The sequence below is a fragment of the Streptomyces sp. NPDC014907 genome (assembly GCF_055562975.1).
The window spans coordinates 221954-235300 of sequence record NZ_JBVHEG010000003.1 but is presented as its reverse complement, the minus strand read 5'-3'; the positions used below and the strand labels follow the sequence as shown (position 1 = coordinate 235300).

The following is a 13347-nucleotide window of genomic DNA, read 5'->3' as shown; positions in this document are numbered from 1 at the left end:
AGTCCTTTCGTACGGTCAGCGGGGACCGACTCAGATGTCGAGGAAGCGGACGTCCTTGGCGTTGCGCTGGATGAAGGAGCGCCGGGCTTCGACGTCCTCACCCATCAGCACCGAGAAGAGGTCGTCCGCCTGGGCGGCGTCGTCCAGCGTGACCTTGCCGAGCACACGGTGGTCCACGTCCATGGTGGTGACGCGCAGCTCCTCGGCGTTCATCTCGCCCAGGCCCTTGAAGCGCTGGATCGAGTCCTCGCGGATCCGCTTGCCGTTCTGCTTGCCCAGTTCGACCAGGGCGTCGCGCTCCCGGTCCGAGTAGGCGTACTCGAAGTCGTCCCGGCCCCACTTGATCTTGTAGAGCGGCGGACGGGAGAGGTAGACGTGTCCGGCCTCGACGAGCGGGCGCATGAAGCGGAAGAGGAACGTCAGCAGCAGGGTGTTGATGTGCTGGCCGTCGACGTCGGCGTCCGCCATCAGGATGATCTTGTGATAGCGGAGCTTCTCGATGTCGAAGTCCTCGTGGACGCCGGTGCCGAAGGCGGAGATCAGCGCCTGGACCTCGGTGTTCTGGAGGATCTTGTCGATCCGGGCCTTCTCGACGTTCAGGATCTTGCCGCGGATCGGCAGGATGGCCTGGTACATCGGGTTGCGGCCGGACTTGGCCGAGCCGCCGGCGGAGTCGCCCTCGACGATGAAGATCTCGCACTTGGTGGGATCGTTCGACTGGCAGTCGCTCAGCTTGCCGGGCAGCGACGCCGACTCCAGCAGGCCCTTGCGGCGGGTCAGGTCGCGCGCCTTGCGGGCGGCGACGCGGGCCGTGGCCGCCTGGATCGACTTGCGGACGATGTCCGCGGCCTCGACCGGGTTGCGGTCGAACCAGTCGGTCAGGTGCTCGTGGACGACCTTCTGCACGAAGGTCTTCGCCTCGGTGTTGCCGAGCTTGGTCTTCGTCTGGCCCTCGAACTGGGGCTCGCCGAGCTTGACCGAGATGATCGCCGTCAGACCCTCGCGGATGTCCTCGCCCGAGAGGTTGTCGTCCTTCTCGCGCAGCAGCTTCTTGTCGCGCGCGTAGCGGTTCACCAGGCCGGTGAGCGCGGCGCGGAAGCCCTCCTCGTGCGTACCGCCCTCGTGGGTGTGGATCGTGTTCGCGAAGGAGTACACCCCCTCGGTGTACTGCGAGTTCCACTGCATCGCGATCTCGACCGAGAGCAGCCGGTCCTTGTCCTCGGCCTCGATGTCGATGACCGTGGGGTGGATCAGCTCGCCCTTGCGCGAGTTGAGGTACTTGACGAAGTCGACGATGCCGCCCTCGTAGTGGTACCGCACCGTACGGGCCTCGGGGCCGGCCGCCTCCGCGTCCGGGTCGTCGGCGCCGACCGTGGCCTTCGCGGACTCGCGCTCGTCCGTCAGCGTCAGGGTGAGGCCCTTGTTGAGGAAGGCCATCTCCTGGAAGCGGCGCGCGAGCGTCTCGAAGGAGTAGTCGGTGGTCTCGAAGATGTCCGGGTCGGCCCAGAACGTCACCGAGGTGCCGTGCTCGTCGGTCGCCTCGTGCTTGGCGAGCGGCTCGACCGGGGCGCCCATCTTGTATTCCTGCGTCCAGCGGTGGCCGTCGGTCTTCACCTCGACGGCGACCTTCGTGGACAGGGCGTTCACGACGGAGACGCCGACGCCGTGCAGACCGCCGGAGACCGCGTAGCCGCCGCCGCCGAACTTGCCGCCCGCGTGCAGGACGGTCAGCACGACCTCGACGGCCGGCTTGCCCTCGGACGGGACGATGCCCACGGGGATGCCGCGGCCGTTGTCGACGACGCGCACGCCGCCGTCGGCGAGGATCGTCACGTCGATGGTGTCCGCGTGCCCGGCCAGGGCTTCGTCGACCGAGTTGTCGACGACCTCCTGCACCATGTGGTGCAGACCGCGCTCACCGGTCGAGCCGATGTACATGCCAGGGCGCTTGCGCACGGCATCCAGGCCCTCGAGAACCTGGATGTTGCTGGCGGTGTACTGGTTGTTCTCGTTGGGATTGCCGGAATCGGCCACGAAGCGCCCTTTCTGGCACAGCACAGGCCGTTCTCCGGGCATACGGGAGCGGCTGCGTCGTTCGACATGTTCCGCAGGGTGGCGGAATTGTCTTCCAGTCTACCGGTAGCTCTGACACTCATGGGGGTTTGCCGGTACCTGAGTACGCATGTGCCGCCCTGGACGGGAGCGAGACGACTCCCCATATCCGGGGAGGGGCTTCAGAGCCCCCTGATGGCCACCCAGCGCTTCGCCCCGTAGCGCGTTGTGGGCATCCGGTCCGGTCCGGTCGCGGGGACCCGGCCCCGTCCTGTCACGGGGTCGCGTTCCGCGTCCGTCGCGGAGGTCCGGACAGGCCTGTGACGGGGGTGTCCGGACCGGGGGTGGGGCGGGAGCGGGGGCAGTCCGGGGGAGGAGAGACCGGTGGTCCGGCGGTGAGAGGGCGGCCCGGCAGGGCGGGCCGGACCGGACCGGACCGGACCAAGGTGGATCGAGGTGGATCGAGGTGGATCGACGGTTCGGGATCAGACGGGGTCGGGCGTCGGTTCAGGGCCGGACGGAGTCGGGCCGACGGTCCGGGCCGGGCCGGCCGTCAGCCGTAGGTGTCTCCGGGGCCCACCGAGCCCGGTGCCCGCAGCGGTCCGTACCCCCGCCTCGGCGCTCCCGGCCCCAGGACCTTGATCACCCGTACCGTTCCGTGCCCCAGGTCCTCGTTGAGCCGCGCCACCAGCCGCGGCGCCAGGAGCCGCAGCTGTGTGGCCCACGCGGTCGAGTCGCACTGCACGGTCAGCACCCGTGCGTCCGGCTCGTCGTCGAACTTCAGCGGCACACAGTGCTTCGCCAGGTCCTCGCCGACGATCTGCGGCCAGCGGCCCATGACCCCGCCGACCGCCGCCGGGGTCTCCCAGCCCCGCTCGGTGATCAGCCGGTTGATCGCGGCACCGAGTGCCATCGGGTCGCGTCCGTCGGCGCGCGCGCCGGAACGCAGCCCGCCGCCGCGCCGGGCCTGCTTCTTCTGCTGGGCGGCCGCGCCCCGCGCCTTCGCCTGCTCCTTGGCGGCGCGCAGCGCGACCCGGGCGAGGTCGACGCCCGAGGGTTCGGGGGCCGCGGGACTGTCCACAGGCTGGGGACGGTTTTCCTCACTCATCCGCGTTCCCCGGTCGTACGCGCTCCACCGTTCCTCCGGCCACCGCGTACCGCGCCCCCGCCAGGACGCCCGGCACGTCGTCGTCGACGGCGGCCGTCACCAGGACCTGCTCGCCGTGCGCCACCAGCTCCGCCAGCCGTTCGCGCCGGCGCACGTCCAGTTCGGCGAAGACGTCGTCGAGGACGAGGACCGGCTCGTTGCCCTCGGCCCGCAGCAGGTCGTACGAGGCGAGCCGCAGCGCGAGGGCGTACGACCAGGACTCGCCGTGGCTCGCGTACCCCTTCGCGGGCAGGTCGCCGAGCTTGAGCAGCAGCTCGTCCCGGTGCGGGCCGACGAGTGTGACGCCCCGTTCGATCTCCTGCTTGCGGACCTCGGCGAGGGCGGCGAGCACCTGCTCGTACAGCTCCTCGCGCGTGCTGCCGGAGCCGGGGGCGGAGGACCGGTACTCCAGCAGGACCGGGCCGCCCCCGGGCGCGAGCCGGTCGTACGCCTTGTCCGCGAGCGGCTGGAGGGCCCCGATGAGGTCGAGGCGCTGGGCGAGCAGTTCGGCACCCGCCCGGGCCAGGTGCTGGTCCCAGACGTCCAGGGTCGACAGGTCCATGGCCCGGCCGCCGTGCCGCCGGGCCATGGCGGTCGACTTCAGGAGGGTGTTGCGCTGCTTCAGCACGCGCTCGTAGTCGGCGCGCACGCCCGCCATGCGCGGCGAGCGCGCGGTGATCAGCTCGTCGAGGAAGCGGCGGCGTTCGCCGGGATCGCCCTTCACCAGGGCGAGGTCCTCGGGCGCGAACAGCACGGTCCGTACGATCCCCAGCACGTCACGCGGCCTGACCTGCGAGGACCTGTTGATGCGGGCACGGTTGGCCCGGCCCGGGTTGAGCTCCAGCTCGATCAGCTGGGAACGCTCGCCCTGGGTGACGGCGGCCCGGACGACCGCGCGCTCCGCCCCCATCCGCACGAGCGGGGCGTCGGAGGCGACGCGGTGGCTGCCGAGGGTCGCGAGGTAGCCGACGGCCTCGACCAGGTTGGTCTTGCCCTGGCCGTTGGCCCCCACGAAAGCGGTGACGCCCGGGTCGAGCGGGACCTCGACCCGGGCGTAGGAACGGAAGTCGGCCAGCGACAGATGCGTGACGTGCATGGTTGGGCGCCGACCTTCCCCGGCTGCTGTGCACCGCCGGATGCACAGCCTGTGGATTACTTCTTCGTCTCGACCGCGTGGCCGCCGAACTGGTTGCGCAGCGCGGCGATCATCTTCATCTGCGGGGAGTCGTCCTGCCGCGAGGCGAACCGCGCGAACAGCGACGCGGTGATCGCCGGCAGCGGCACGGCGTTGTCGATGGCGGCCTCGACGGTCCACCGGCCCTCGCCGGAGTCCTGCGCGTAGCCGCGCAGCTTGTCCAGGTGCTCGTCCTCGTCCAGCGCGTTCACCGCGAGGTCGAGCAGCCAGGAACGGATGACCGTGCCCTCCTGCCAGGAGCGGAAGACCTCGCGCACGTCGGTGACGGAGTCGACCTTCTCCAGGAGCTCCCAGCCCTCGGCGTAGGCCTGCATCATGGCGTACTCGATGCCGTTGTGGACCATCTTCGCGAAGTGGCCGGCACCGACCTTGCCCGCGTGGACCGAGCCGAAGTCGCCCTCGGGCTTGAGCGCGTCGAAGACCGGCTGGACCTTCGCCACGTTCTCGGCGTCGCCGCCGTACATCAGCGCGTAGCCGTTCTCCAGACCCCACACGCCACCCGAGACGCCGCAGTCGACGAAGCCGATGCCCTTGGCGGCCAGCTCCTCGGCGTGCTTCTCGTCGTCCGTCCAGCGCGAGTTGCCGCCGTCGACGACGACGTCGCCGGGGGAGAGCAGTTCGGCCAGCTCGTCGATGGTGGACTGGGTCGCGGCACCGGCCGGGACCATGACCCACACGACGCGGGGACTCTTGAGCTTGTTCACCAGCTCTTCGAGGCTGTGGACATCGGCGAGGTCCGGGTTGCGGTCGTATCCGATGACGGTGTGGCCTGCGCGGCGGATGCGCTCGCGCATGTTGCCGCCCATCTTGCCGAGACCGACGAGACCGAGCTCCATCAGAGATTCCTTAAGCGTCGTGTGCGGTTCGTACCCGCGTCCGAGCCTACGCCCGGACGCGGGTGCACACCTGTGGGGTCGGCCGCTCAGGCGAAGCCCCCGGAGGGGCCCCGGCCACCGCGCCCTCCCGGGAGGCCGTTCCGGCTCCCCCGGGCCCACGGCGTCAGCCGCTGAGGCGCACCGGCATGATCAGGTACTTGTAGGCCTCGTCCGCCTCGGCGTCCACGGCCGGCCTGCCGCTGAGCAGCGCCGGCTTGGTGGAGGTCGTGAAGGAGAGCTGGGCGACCGGGGAGTCGATCGCGCTCAGGCCGTCGAGGAGGAAGGTCGGGTTGAAGGCGATCGAGATGTCGTCGCCCTCCAGCTGCGCGTCCACCCTCTCCACAGCCTGTGCGTCGTCGCTGGAGCCCGCCTCCAGGATGAGCACGCCCTGCTCGAAGCTCAGCCGGACCGGCGTGTTGCGCTCGGCCACCAGGGCGACGCGCTTGACGGCCTCGACGAAGGGCGCGGTCTCGATCACCGCGATCGAGTTGAACTCGGTGGGGAAGAGCGTCCGGTACTTCGGCAGGTCGCCCTCGAGCAGCCGGGTGGTGGTGCGGCGGCCCGCGCCCTCGAAACCGATGAGGCCCTCGCCCTTGCCGGAGCCGGAGAGCGCCAGGGTGACCGTGTCGCCGCTGGTGAGCGCCTTGGCGGTGTCCAGGAGGGTCTTCGCGGGCACCAGGGCGACCGCGGAGGCGTCCGGGGACTCCGGCTTCCACAGGAACTCGCGGACCGCGAAGCGGTAGCGGTCGGTGGAGGCCAGGGTGACCGTGTCGCCCTCGATCTCGATGCGCACACCGGTGAGGACGGGGAGCGTGTCGTCACGGCCGGCGGCGATGGCCACCTGCGCGGCGGCGGAGGCGAAGACCTCGCCGGGGACGGTGCCCGTCGCGGTGGGCATCTCCGGCAGTGCCGGGTACTCCTCCACAGGCAGGGTGTGGAGCGTGAAGCGGGAGGAGCCGCAGACCACGGTCGCCCGCACACCGTCTGTGGAGATCTCCACGGGACGGTTGGGGAGGGCGCGGCAGATGTCGGCGAGCAGGCGTCCGGAGACGAGGACGGTGCCGTCCTCCTCCACCTCGGCCTCGACGGAGACCCGCGCGGAGACCTCGTAGTCGAAGCTCGAGAAGCTCAGGGCGCCGTCCTCGGCCTTCAGCAGAAGGCCCGCGAGTACGGGCGCCGGCGGACGGGCCGGGAGGCTGCGGGCCACCCAGGCCACCGCCTCCGCGAGTACATCGCGCTCCACCCGGATCTTCACCGGAACCGCCTCCTGCTGTTGCTGGCTCTTCGTCGACTGCGGCACCCAGTCTGACGTACGCCGCCGACAGTCGGTGCTGCTCGGGGTCAAGTCGGGTCGAGGGGCGGTCGGGGCTCCGGCGCCGAGTTGTGCACAGGCCCCACTTCGAAGCGGATTCCGGGCTAACTCTAGGTGGGAGTAGTAGTAGGGCCTGTGGAAACCGTGGATAACCCCGTCCACGCAGGTCAGACCCAGTTTTTTGTCCACCGCGCCTGTGGGTGGCACCGGTGGACAACTCGGGGTTTCTGTGGACGCCCGAAAGTTCTGCACACCCCATGCACAGGCCGCGGGGAGTTCTCCCCAGCACCGTCCCCAGCTTTACCCAGGTTGCCCACAGCCCAATCGTCTTCCTTGGTGTGACGGCTTTCACTCTTCGAGGTGAGGACGGGTGTTTCGTTGCCGAACAGTGGACAGGGCTGTGGAGAAGCTGTGGGCAACAGTCCCCTCCTTGTGGGCGGCCAGTGGACAACCTTGAAGGCTCCCTGTGGACGAAAGTTTCATCCACAGGCTGTGGAGAACTTTTTCCAACAATTCCCCAGGGGTCTGAGCTGGCGCGATGCCCTGCGGGCGTCCAGGCCTGTGGACAGATTCCGGATAACTCGGCAGTCCCCACCCTGTGGACGGGTGATCATCCCGCACTCTGTGGAGAACCCGCCAGCGGAACGGCGTAATCGAACAGGCCTGTCCGGTCCACATCCTGTGCACACCCCGTGCGCCGGCCCCCGCAGCCCCGCCGGGGCCCTGTTCCGCCCTCTCGTCGGTCCGGGAACCGGCCTCGGAACCGGCCTTGGCGCCCGCTTCGTGGCAGGTCTCGGGACCGGCTTCGGGTCGGCTTCGAGCCGACTTCGGGACCCCCGGAAACGGTCCGGCGCTGATCCGGGCCGGCTCTCAGAACCGGCCCCGGCCCCGGAAACGCCGAAGGGGCGCTCCGGGAGGTGTCCCGGAGCGCCCCACGCGGCCTTGGCGGCCCGCGTCAGCCGTTCTTGATGCGGTTGGTCAGCTCGGTGACCTGGTTGTAGATGGAGCGCCGCTCCGCCATCAGGGCACGGATCTTCCGGTCCGCGTGCATCACCGTCGTGTGGTCGCGGCCGCCGAACTGCGCGCCGATCTTGGGCAGTGACAGGTCCGTCAGCTCCCTGCACAGGTACATGGCGATCTGCCGGGCCGTCACCAGCACGCGGCTGCGCGAGGAACCGCAGAGGTCCTCCACCGTCAGGCCGAAGTAGTCGGCGGTGGCGGCCATGATCGCGGGAGCGGTGATCTCGGGGGCGCTGTCCTCCCCGCCCGGGATCAGGTCCTTGAGGACGATCTCGGTGAGCCCCAGGTCCACCGGCTGCCGGTTGAGGCTCGCGAAGGCCGTGACCCGGATCAGCGCGCCCTCCAGCTCACGGATGTTCCGCGAGATCCGGGAGGCGATGAACTCCAGTACCTCCGGCGGGGCGTTGAGCTGCTCCTGCACCGCCTTCTTGCGGAGGATCGCGATGCGCGTCTCCAGTTCGGGCGGCTGCACGTCGGTGGTGAGTCCCCACTCGAAGCGGTTGCGGAGCCGGTCCTCCAGGGTCACCAGCTGCTTGGGCGGCCGGTCCGAGGAGAGCACGATCTGCTTGTTCGCGTTGTGCAGGGTGTTGAAGGTGTGGAAGAACTCCTCCTGCGTCGACTCCTTGCTCGCCAGGAACTGGATGTCGTCGACGAGCAGGATGTCCACGTCCCGGTAGCGCTTGCGGAAGGTGTCGCCCTTGCCGTCGCGGATCGAGTTGATGAACTCGTTGGTGAACTCCTCGGAGCTCACGTACCGCACGCGCGTGCCCGGGTAGAGGCTCCGCGCGTAGTGCCCGATCGCGTGCAGCAGATGGGTCTTGCCGAGGCCCGACTCCCCGTAGATGAAGAGGGGGTTGTACGCCTTCGCGGGCGCCTCGGCCACCGCGACGGCGGCCGCGTGCGCGAACCGGTTCGAGGAACCGATGACGAAGGTGTCGAAGAGGTACTTGGGGTTCAGGCGCGCGTGTTGCTCGCCCGGGGCGCCCGAGCCCTGTCCGGAGGACGAGGAGCCGTGCCCGCCGCCCGGGACGCCCGTGGAGCCGGGGACCGGGCCGCCGCCCGGCCGGGGGCCGGGGCGGGCGCCGTGGCCCTGCGGTTCGGGCAGCTCGGCGCGCTCGGGCCGCTGCTGCTCGTAGCCGCGCGAGGGCTCGTCGTAACGGGTCTGCCGGGGCTGCTCGGGACCGGTGTACGGGGCGCGCTCCTGGTAGCCGCCGAGCCGCGGCTGCTGCCAGGAGAGGTCCTCCTGGGCGCGCGGCCAGGCCCCGGGATCGGGCCGCTGCGGGGAGGAGTAGTCCGGGTAGGCCGGGCGCGCGGCCGGCAGCCCGTCGTCGGGCATCGGCCGGTGTCCGTAGCCCTCGTACTTCTCGTACGTCTCGGAGCGGTCGCGCTCGTCGTAGCGGGACCGCTGCGACTGCTGTGCGGGGGGTGCCGGCGGCGCCTGCTCCCCGACCGAGTCGTCGACGGTGATCGCGATCCGGATCGGCCGGCCGCACTCGTGGCTCAGGGTCTCGCTGATCAGCGGGGCGAGCCGGCCCTCCAGGACGCGCTTGCCCCACTCGTTGGGCACGGCGAGCAGAGCCGTGTCGGCGACCAGGGCGAGCGGCTGGCAGCGCTCGATCCACTGCTTGTCCTTGGGCTCGATGCCCTGCTGGCCCTCGGCGAGGAGCTGTTCCAGGACCCGCGGCCACACTGCGGCAAGATCGGCAGGTACGTCAGCCACGCGGCACGCTTTCTCGCAGGTCCCACGATGGTGTGGTTTTCGGGGACGGTGGATCGAAGTCCGGAGGACCGGTCCGTCGGGACAGGTGAGGACAGAACGGAAAAGATTGTGGAGTCCGCCCACGGTAGTCGGGTCGACTGACACGGTTCAAGTTGTTGTCCACAGCCTGTGCACAATGGGGGAAGGCAACAGGCCGGTTTGACCGGATGGCGTAGCCACGCGTACCGTAACCAAGTCGAGTTGTCGATGGCTGCTGCCGCCTGCCTCCGATGGGCAAAGATCACGTTCCGTGGTCGCGAAGCGGTGCACTCGGGCGTATTGCGAGCTTCTCGTGGGCGCACGGTGACAGCCAGGCGATGTCCCGCCACCACCCGAATCATTTCTGGAGCCCCCGAGTGAGCAAGCGCACCTTCCAGCCGAACAACCGTCGTCGTGCGAAGACCCACGGTTTCCGCCTGCGCATGCGTACCCGTGCCGGCCGCGCCATCCTGGCGAACCGCCGTGGCAAGGGTCGCGCGAGCCTGTCCGCCTGATCCACTTAAACAGGTCATGACGTGCTGCCTACCGAGAATCGGCTGAGGCGGCGCGAGGACTTCGCCACCGCGGTACGTCGAGGACGCCGGGCCGGTCGCCCACTCCTCGTCGTCCACCTACGCAGCGGTGCAACGGACCCGCACGCGCCTGGGGAGAGCGCTCCCCCGACGCGTGCGGGTTTCGTCGTGAGCAAGGCCGTGGGCGGCGCGGTCGTCCGCAACCGGGTGAAGCGTCGTCTGCGCCATCTCGTCCGCGACCGTCTCCCCGGGCTTCCCCCCGGTAGCCTGGTGGTCGTACGGGCGTTGCCCGGAGCCGGCGACGCCGATCACGCACAGCTGGCCCGAGACCTGGACGCCGCTCTTCAGCGGCTCCTGGGAGGGGGCACGCGATGAAGTACCCGCTGCTGGCCCTCATCAAGCTGTACCAGTGGACGATCAGCCCCCTCCTGGGGCCCGTCTGCCGGTACTACCCGTCGTGTTCCCGCTACGGATTCACGGCCATCGACCGGCATGGCGCGATCAAGGGCACAGCCCTGACCGCCTGGCGCATCCTGCGGTGCAACCCGTGGTCGCCCGGCGGCGTGGACCATGTTCCCCCGCGCAAGCGCCCCCGCTGGCACGAAATGCTGAGGAACGCGCTGCGCGGCGACAAGGGCGGGTCCACCGCCGAGACGAGCCCGGCCGCAGAGACCTCGCCCAATGCTCAAGGAGCCTGATTAGTGGACACGATTGCCAGTCTGTTCAGCTTCATCACCTGGCCCGTTTCCTGGGTCATCGTCCAGTTCCACAAGATGTACGGGGCGATCTTCGGCCCCGACACGGGCTGGGCCTGGGGTCTCTCCATCGTGTCCCTGGTGGTGCTGATCCGCATCTGCCTGATCCCGCTCTTCGTGAAGCAGATCAAGTCGACGCGGAACATGCAGGCGCTCCAGCCGAAGATGAAGGCGATCCAGGAGCGCTACAAGAGCGACAAGCAGCGTCAGTCCGAAGAGATGATGAAGCTGTACAAGGAGACGGGCACCAACCCGCTCTCCTCGTGCCTTCCCATCCTGGCGCAGTCGCCGTTCTTCTTCGCCCTGTACCACGTGCTCTCCGCGATCGCGTCGGGCAAGGAGATCGGCAAGATCGACGGCCCGCTCCTGGAGAGCGCCCGCCAGGCCCACATCTTCGGTGCTCCGCTGGCCGCCAAGTTCACGGACAGCGCCGAGAAGGTCTCCGCGCTGCAGGCCTCGCTGACCGATGTGCGCGTCGTCACCGCCGTGATGATCATCCTGATGTCGGCCTCGCAGTTCTTCACCCAGCGCCAGCTGATGATGAAGAACGTCGACCTGTCGGTGAAGACCCCGTACATGCAGCAGCAGAAGATGCTCATGTACATCTTCCCGGTGATCTTCGCCGTCATGGGCATCAACTTCCCCGTCGGTGTCCTCGTCTACTGGCTGACCACCAACGTGTGGACCATGGGCCAGCAGATGTACGTGATCAACCAGAACCCGACCCCGGGCAGCAAGGCCCAGGACGCCTACCTCCAGCGCCTCCTGAAGAGCGTCGTCCACCACGGTGAGGTCCGGGGCCGTCGCCGGAAGAACATCGTCAAGGTCATCGTCGCCAAGGGCGGAGACCGGAACGAGAACGAGCGCCGCTTCTTCGCGGGCCTCTCCAAGGCCGGCTTCGCCGCCCAGCCCGACGGCACGGTGGTCAAGAGCGACACGATCGCGGCCGAGGCGGAGGGCGCGGCCGTCGCCAGGCGCCAGCAGCCCAAGCGCCAGACCAAGGCCCAGCGTCAGGCCGCGGCCCAGCAGGCCGTGGCGAAGGACGCGGAGGAAGCCTCCGAGCCGGCCGACGCGAAGCCGTCCACCTCGCTGGAGAAGAAGCCCGAGAACCCGGCCGGGACCGGCACCGCGGGCGGCGCGAAGAGTGAGGACCAGGCCGACAAGCCCGCGCGTCCGAGCCGCGCCAACTCCGGCGGCTCCCGCCAGCAGGGCAAGAGCGGCCAGCGCAAGGGCCAGCAGCGGCCCAAGCACCCGTCCTCCAAGAAGTAAGCCACCCGACGCAAGAAGGAGCCCGTCCGTGACGGAAGGCACCACCTCCGCCGCCGCCAAGGGTGGCGACACCCTGTCCCACCTGGAGCAGGAGGGCGAGATCGCGGCCGACTACCTCGAAGGCCTGCTCGACATCGCCGACCTCGACGGCGACATCGACATGGACGTCGAGGCGGACCGGGCCGCGGTCTCGATCATCAGCGACTCCAGCAGCCGCGACCTCCAGAAGCTCGTGGGCCGTGACGGCGAGGTCCTGGAGGCGCTCCAGGAGCTGACCCGCCTGGCGGTGCACCGGGAGACCGGTGACCGCAGCCGCCTGATGCTCGACATCGCCGGTTTCCGGGCCAAGAAGCGTTCCGAGCTCGCCGAGCTGGGTGCCAAGGCCGCCGCCGACGTGAAGTCCAGCGGCCTGCCGGTCAAGCTCGACCCGATGACGCCGTTCGAACGCAAGGTCGTGCACGACGCGATCGCCGCCGCCGGTCTGCGCAGCGAGTCCGAGGGCGAGGAGCCGCAGCGCTTCGTCGTCGTGCTCCCGGCCTGACCCCTCACGTAGTCTCGGCCCCGTCTGTTCGCAGGCGGGGCCGATCTTTGTCAGCCTGAACACTCAGCCACCACAGTGCGCTCGCACCCACGGGTGCGGTACGGAAGGACGGTTCCCGTGACGGAGGCAGCGGAGCTCCCCGAGGCGCCGGAGCAGGCGCGGACAGTCTTCGGCGAGTACTTCCCGGAGGCCGTGCGGTACGCGGAGCTCCTCGCGGACGCGGGTGTGAAGCGCGGTCTGATCGGACCGCGCGAGGTCCCGCGGCTCTGGGAACGCCACCTGCTGAACTGCGCCGTTCTCTCGGAGGTCGTCCCCGAGGGCGTCACCGTCTGCGACGTCGGCTCCGGCGCCGGACTCCCCGGCATTCCGCTGGCGTTGGTCCGGCCGGACCTGAAGATCACGCTCCTGGAACCGCTCCTGCGCCGTACGAACTTCCTCCAGGAGGTCGTCGAACTGCTCGGGCTCGACCACGTGACCGTGGTCCGGGGACGCGCGGAGGAGATGCTCGGGAAGATCACCCCGGTGCATGTGGTGACCGCTCGCGCGGTGGCGCCGCTGGACCGGCTGGCCGGCTGGGGCGTCCCCCTGCTGCGTCCCTACGGAGAGATGCTGGCGCTCAAGGGCGACACCGCGCAGGAGGAGCTCGACGGAGCGCGCGCCGCGCTCTCCCGGCTCGGTGTGGTGGCGACCTCGGTGCTGCAGGTGGGCGAGGGAATCGTCGACCCCCTGTCCACGGTCGTGCGGGTCGAGGTGGGGGAAAGCCCCGGCGGCGTGCGGTTCGCGGCCAAGCGGGCCAAGGCCGCCCGCACGAGCAAGACCCGCCGCCGCCGCTGAGGCGTCCCCTACGTACCATTTCGGAGTGTCGTCCGGCCCTGGTCGGACGGCAGGGGCATGGTGTTTCACGTGAAAC

At 69.7% G+C, this 13347-nt stretch carries 12 protein-coding genes; 6 read left to right on the top strand and 6 right to left on the bottom strand.

Annotated features, from left to right (window positions below; all coding sequences use genetic code 11):
• Window positions 1-30: 30 nt before the first annotated feature.
• From gyrB to dnaA, 6 genes are all read right to left on the bottom strand, one after another.
• Entirely contained in the window at window positions 31-2058 is a 2028-nt protein-coding gene (gene gyrB / locus ACZ3IL_RS10235) for a DNA topoisomerase (ATP-hydrolyzing) subunit B (RefSeq protein ID WP_467388555.1), read from the bottom strand.
• 547 nt (window positions 2059-2605) lie between these two features.
• Window positions 2606-3160, bottom strand: coding sequence for a DciA family protein (locus ACZ3IL_RS10230; RefSeq protein WP_467388553.1), 555 nt, complete (start codon window positions 3158-3160; stop codon window positions 2606-2608).
• Window positions 3153-4295, bottom strand: a complete 1143-nt coding sequence (gene recF / locus ACZ3IL_RS10225) for a DNA replication/repair protein RecF (RefSeq protein WP_467388551.1) — start codon at window positions 4293-4295, stop codon at window positions 3153-3155. Before recF ends, ACZ3IL_RS10230 begins: the two co-directional genes overlap by 8 nt.
• Window positions 4296-4351: 56 nt before the next feature.
• Window positions 4352-5230 (bottom strand): phosphogluconate dehydrogenase (NAD(+)-dependent, decarboxylating), encoded by an 879-nt coding sequence (gene gnd, locus ACZ3IL_RS10220; protein ID WP_467388549.1) that lies wholly within the window; start codon window positions 5228-5230, stop codon window positions 4352-4354.
• Between the two features lie 163 nt (window positions 5231-5393).
• Window positions 5394-6524, bottom strand: a complete 1131-nt coding sequence (gene dnaN / locus ACZ3IL_RS10215) for a DNA polymerase III subunit beta (RefSeq protein ID WP_365713270.1) — start codon at window positions 6522-6524, stop codon at window positions 5394-5396.
• Window positions 6525-7536: 1012 nt separating this feature from the next.
• Window positions 7537-9321: a chromosomal replication initiator protein DnaA gene (gene dnaA / locus ACZ3IL_RS10210; RefSeq protein WP_467388547.1), complete on the bottom strand. Its 1785-nt coding sequence runs from the start codon at window positions 9319-9321 to the stop codon at window positions 7537-7539.
• A gap of 395 nt (window positions 9322-9716) precedes the next feature.
• On the opposite strand from dnaA, the gene rpmH reads away from it, so the two are divergent.
• From rpmH to rsmG, 6 genes are all read left to right on the top strand, one after another.
• Complete coding sequence (rpmH, locus tag ACZ3IL_RS10205; RefSeq protein WP_006381191.1) at window positions 9717-9854, top strand: 50S ribosomal protein L34; 138 nt, start codon at window positions 9717-9719, stop codon at window positions 9852-9854.
• A 21-nt stretch (window positions 9855-9875) separates the two neighbouring features.
• Window positions 9876-10247, top strand: a complete 372-nt coding sequence (gene rnpA / locus ACZ3IL_RS10200) for a ribonuclease P protein component (RefSeq protein WP_467388545.1) — start codon at window positions 9876-9878, stop codon at window positions 10245-10247.
• Window positions 10244-10570, top strand: coding sequence for a membrane protein insertion efficiency factor YidD (gene yidD, locus ACZ3IL_RS10195; protein ID WP_053640024.1), 327 nt, complete (start codon window positions 10244-10246; stop codon window positions 10568-10570). The genes rnpA and yidD overlap by 4 nt, the downstream gene beginning before the upstream one ends.
• Window positions 10571-10573: 3 nt before the next feature.
• Window positions 10574-11896 carry a membrane protein insertase YidC gene (yidC, locus tag ACZ3IL_RS10190; RefSeq protein WP_467388543.1) on the top strand — a complete coding sequence of 441 codons (1323 nt, stop codon included), beginning with the start codon at window positions 10574-10576 and terminating at the stop codon, window positions 11894-11896.
• Window positions 11897-11924: 28 nt separating this feature from the next.
• A complete protein-coding gene (locus ACZ3IL_RS10185; protein ID WP_467388541.1) occupies window positions 11925-12437 on the top strand; it encodes a Jag family protein in 513 nt (170 codons plus the stop codon).
• 117 nt (window positions 12438-12554) lie between these two features.
• Window positions 12555-13271, top strand: a complete 717-nt coding sequence (gene rsmG, locus ACZ3IL_RS10180) for a 16S rRNA (guanine(527)-N(7))-methyltransferase RsmG (RefSeq protein WP_467388539.1) — start codon at window positions 12555-12557, stop codon at window positions 13269-13271.
• The last annotated feature ends 76 nt before the right edge of the window (window positions 13272-13347 follow it).